The organism is Microcystis sp. 49638_E5 (assembly GCF_021300285.1).
Classification (GTDB): domain Bacteria; phylum Cyanobacteriota; class Cyanobacteriia; order Cyanobacteriales; family Microcystaceae; genus Microcystis; species Microcystis aeruginosa_C.
In genome coordinates this window covers 1-4,241 of record NZ_JAJTDH010000162.1, presented here as the reverse complement: position 1 = coordinate 4,241, position 4,241 = coordinate 1, and the positions used below count along the sequence as shown (strand labels likewise).

Genomic DNA, 4,241 nt, shown 5'->3' with positions numbered 1-4,241 from the left:
GATTTTTTCCCTGAAAATTAGGTAATTGACCACCTGAAAATGGGTAAAACCCCACACCCCACACCCCACACCCCACACCCTGCCCCCACGAAAAACTTTTTCAGCAGCCCCTACTTAGGGGAGGATTGTTGATTACTTCCCTCTAGTTTTTTCGGCCCAAACTTTGCTGGGTAATCCCCAAACATAGATGAAACCTTCGGCCGCTTTATGATCAAATTGATCCTCGGCTCCGTAGGTAGCTAAATCGGGAGAATAGATAGAATTGACTGACTGACGACCGACCACTTTAGCGTTACCTTTAAACAGTTTCACTCGCACCGATCCCGTTACCTGTTCTTGAGTTTTGATGATAAAAGCATCGATCGCTTCCTTTAGGGGACTGTACCACAATCCTTTATAAATTAACTGTCCGTAGGTCTCTTCAATTCCCCGTTTATATTGGGTAACATCTCCAGTTAAAGTCAAACTTTCTAAGTCCCGGTGAGCGTCAATTAAAACTAATAAAGCCGGGGCCTCGTAAATTTCTCGGGATTTAATTCCCACTACCCGGTTTTCGATCATATCTAAACGACCAACACCGTGTTTACCCACTAGGTCATTTAATTGACTAATTAGCGTGACAGGATCGAGATTTTCTCCGTTTAAACTGACGGGAATTCCCTGATTAAAACCAATATCGACGTATTCCGGCTCGTTGGGAGTATCGGCGATCGCTTTGGTCATTAAATAGATTTCTTCCGGGGGTTCCGTCATCGGATCTTCCAAGGGACCGGCTTCAATACTGCGCCCCAACAGGTTACGATCGATACTAAAAGGCGAAGATTTTTTCACGGGGGACTCAATCCCGAATTTTTCCCCGTAGGCGATGGTTTCTTCCCGGCTCATGCCCCATTCCCTGGCGGGAGCGAGAACTTTTAAACTAGGATTGAGGGCCATAATGCCCACATCAAAACGCACCTGATCGTTACCTTTGCCAGTGCAACCGTGAGCGACGGCATCGGCCCCGTATTTCTCGGCGGCCTCTACTAATAATTTAGCGATTAAAGGACGAGCCAGGGCGGTAGAAAGGGGATAACGATTTTCGTAGAGAGCATTAGCTTGAATTGAGGGAAAAGCATATTCTTTGACGAATTCTTCCTGAGCATTGACTACTAAGGATTCGATCGCTCCGCAGCGCAGAGCCTTTTCTTGAATCGGTCCTAACTCGTCTCCCTGTCCTAAATCGGCGGCTAGGGTAATCACTTCTTCTACGCCCCATTCCTGTTTGAGATAGGGAATACAAACGGAAGTATCGACTCCTCCGGAATAAGCTAAAACCACTCTCTTGGCGCGTCCCATAATTTTTTCACCTAAAAACGACTAATTGATTACTCTTTTAAGTTTATTATATATCTTGGGTATTTGATGCTTCTTTTTTAATGCTTTTTTATTTAGTTTTTGATGAAGAAAAGGCATAGGAAGTCATACTAAATCCTTTAAGTATATGCTACATATCAGGACAGGCAAAAGGCAAGAGGCAAGAAGCAAAAGGGGGAATACATAATCAGTTTTTAATAACTGGATTTAGTATCACGAGTAAAGAGCCAAAACTAAACGGGCAACTGGCCGCTATTTACGTTTACTAGCAGGACGACGGGAGGATTTTTTCGGAGCGGTATTTGGGGGATTATCGTTAGTTTTATCTTTAAATATTGGAATAGTAAAATGAAACTGACTGCCGTTATTTTTGCCCCTCGATTCTGCCCAAATTTCGCCGCCCCAACCATTAACGATCTGACGACAGATAGCCAGTCCTAAACCGGTTCCCCCGGCACTGCGTCGCAGGGCCCCCTCCTCTTGGTAAAAGCGATCAAAAACCTGTTCTAAAAGATTGGGTTCGATCCCGCGTCCAGTGTCAGAAATGGTTACTTCTAGAGTTTTTGGTTTTCCCGAAGCGACTTCGATCGAGACATTTCCCTCGCGACCGGTAAACTTACAGGCATTATCGAGAAGTTTGGAGAGTAATTCCACCAACCACTCGCCATCGGCTAAAACAAAGGGCAGATTAGGGGGGACAAGATTGATAATTTTTGGGTTTTCGTTGTCGAGATTGCGGGAGTGAACGTGACTGATGGCTAATTCCACACATTCCGATAGGGATAAAGCTTCGGGATTCCAATTAACCCGGCCACTTTCTAACCTGGAAAGAGTTAAAAAATCTTGGATTAATTTACGCATTCGTTCCGCATCTTTCAGGGCAGTATCAAGCATAATTTGGCGCATTTCTGCTGGCATATCCGGTTCCGAGGCCAAACTTTCTAGACAGACTTGAATGGTGGAGAGGGGGGTGCGTAATTCGTGGCCGGTAATGGCGACTAAATTAGAACGAGTGCGATCGAGGGCGGCTAATTGTTCATTTAAATCCTGTAAATTAGCGTAGGCTTCTGCTTGAATGAGGGCGACTCCGATTTGAGTGGCCACCGCATCCACAAGGGCGACATCCTCGCTTTTCCAAGTGGTGGTATAGGGTCCACAGTGATGCAGTTCCAACATTCCCAAGAGACGACTTTGGTAAAAAATCGGCACTAATAACCAAGAATAGATGGAACATTCCCGCACGAGATTTTGAATGGAATCGCCTGGAAGACGGGGATCGTGAATAGCGTCTTCAATTTTCAGGGATTCTCTCAATTCCAGCACTTCCTGAAACAGAGGATTATTTTTCAGAGGCCATTTTTGTCCTTTGATGGAACTAATGCCGGAGTTTAAAAATTCGTGTTCGATGGTGGCGTTAATGTCGGCCTCATGACAACGATAGACCACGCAGCGACAGACTCCCAATCCCTGCCCCAATTTCTGCACTGCCACCTGTAGGATAGCTTCCGGATCGAGGGAACGACGGATCGCCGCTGTCACCGAGTTGATCAGTCTTTCCTTGTGTTCTTTCGATGCCAAGGAACGATTGGCTTTCAGCAGTTTATACTGTCCCGCTTGCAAATAAGTGACCAATCGCTGGACAAAGGGATCCGGTTCCTCTTGATGATCCCTGTCCGTCAGTTCACAGATCAGGTATTCTTCTTGAGCGCGCCTAATTTTCTCCGCCAGTTCGGGACGATAATCGAGAATATGATTTAAAAGAATTTGGGCGGCCTGTTGACTCACATGGCGATCACTTGTCCAAATCCCCTCAAAACGGCGATTATTATCCATAGCTGCCCTATTTTCCTCTTCGGCTACCAGATGGGTTCGTTCCCGACAGATCAAACAACTAGCATAATGGCGACTGATAACCACTAGATGCCATTCTTGGGCTAAACTGTCCTCCGGTTGAAAAGCGATCGTCTCGTAAATGTCGGAACTATGCTTAAAATCGGTTTCTGGGGCTGACAAAACATAAACTTGCCCGCTTTTGTGGGCAATGCGTCGATAGCGATGGGCCTCTTGACGATAAAAGCGCTCACGCTGAAAACTGGCAATCACTAACGGTTGATCGTCTTCCGCTAAAACCTGATCCTCCATGGCGTGGGATAGCGCGGTCAGGGATGCTTTGAAGTACATCTGCGATCGCCATTGGGGGAGTAACTGCAACAGTTCTGTTAAAACAGAAGTTGATCTGCTCATCGATGATCTGTTTCGAGTCGGGTGTAACTAGCAGGCGCGATAGAGGGAACTAGCAATTTCTCCCTTGACCCTATCCTACAGGCTCAAGGGGACAAGAGGTGAGATCGTGATGGCAAGAAATTTAAACTGAGTGATGCCAAAAGTGAGCGAAATTAATCTAGTTAACTAGGTGTTGCTGAATAAATCTAAACCTTGTTGGGTAAGACTTTTAGACTTTTGGGAAATCAAAAAGTACCCGCCATTGGAGGGATCGGGGGGAAATTTTAGGGACTTTTTCCCTGAAAATTAGGTAATTTACCAGATGAAAATGGGTAAAACCCTACACCCTACACCCTACACCCTGCCCCCACGAGAAACTTTTTGCCGCAAACCCTAACTAGATGTAGGCGACTTTCATTGCCCAAAGGATCAGAGCAATAATACTACCGATGACGATAATCGACGATATCGCCACTACTGCCGGTTTATCGGCTCCCTCGAATTTCATAATGCCACGATTTAAGTCTGACATTGCCCTTAACTCCTTTTCATCGAAAATTTGGGTCTGAAACCCCGCCGTTTTACGGCGGCTTTGCTGTTAAATATTAGCACATTTACGAAATATATGCTAAAATGTGAGGTATGGAAAAAGCCTATTCTTA

General features: G+C 45.6%; 3 protein-coding genes. All 3 read right to left on the bottom strand.

Going from position 1 to position 4,241, the window contains the following annotated elements; all coding sequences use genetic code 11:
- Positions 1 to 132: 132 nt before the first annotated feature.
- Positions 133 to 1,338, bottom strand: a complete 1,206-nt coding sequence (locus LW728_RS22935) for an argininosuccinate synthase (protein WP_002800294.1) — start codon at positions 1,336 to 1,338, stop codon at positions 133 to 135.
- Between the two features lie 270 nt (positions 1,339 to 1,608).
- Entirely contained in the window at positions 1,609 to 3,600 is a 1,992-nt protein-coding gene (locus LW728_RS22930; RefSeq protein ID WP_287666513.1) for a DICT sensory domain-containing protein, read from the bottom strand.
- Positions 3,601 to 3,976: 376 nt separating this feature from the next.
- Positions 3,977 to 4,111 (bottom strand): hypothetical protein, encoded by a 135-nt coding sequence (locus LW728_RS22925; protein WP_002736350.1) that lies wholly within the window; start codon positions 4,109 to 4,111, stop codon positions 3,977 to 3,979.
- Positions 4,112 to 4,241: the final 130 nt, after the last annotated feature.

What these genes read in the sequence shown, in the direction of transcription:
- LW728_RS22925 (WP_002736350.1), bottom strand. Translation starts at nt 4,111, where the DNA reads ATGTCAGACTTAAATCGTGGCATTATGAAATTCGAGGGAGCCGATAAA.
- LW728_RS22930 (WP_287666513.1), bottom strand. Translation starts at nt 3,600, where the DNA reads ATGAGCAGATCAACTTCTGTTTTAACAGAACTGTTGCAGTTACTCCCC.
- LW728_RS22935 (WP_002800294.1), bottom strand. Translation starts at nt 1,338, where the DNA reads ATGGGACGCGCCAAGAGAGTGGTTTTAGCTTATTCCGGAGGAGTCGAT.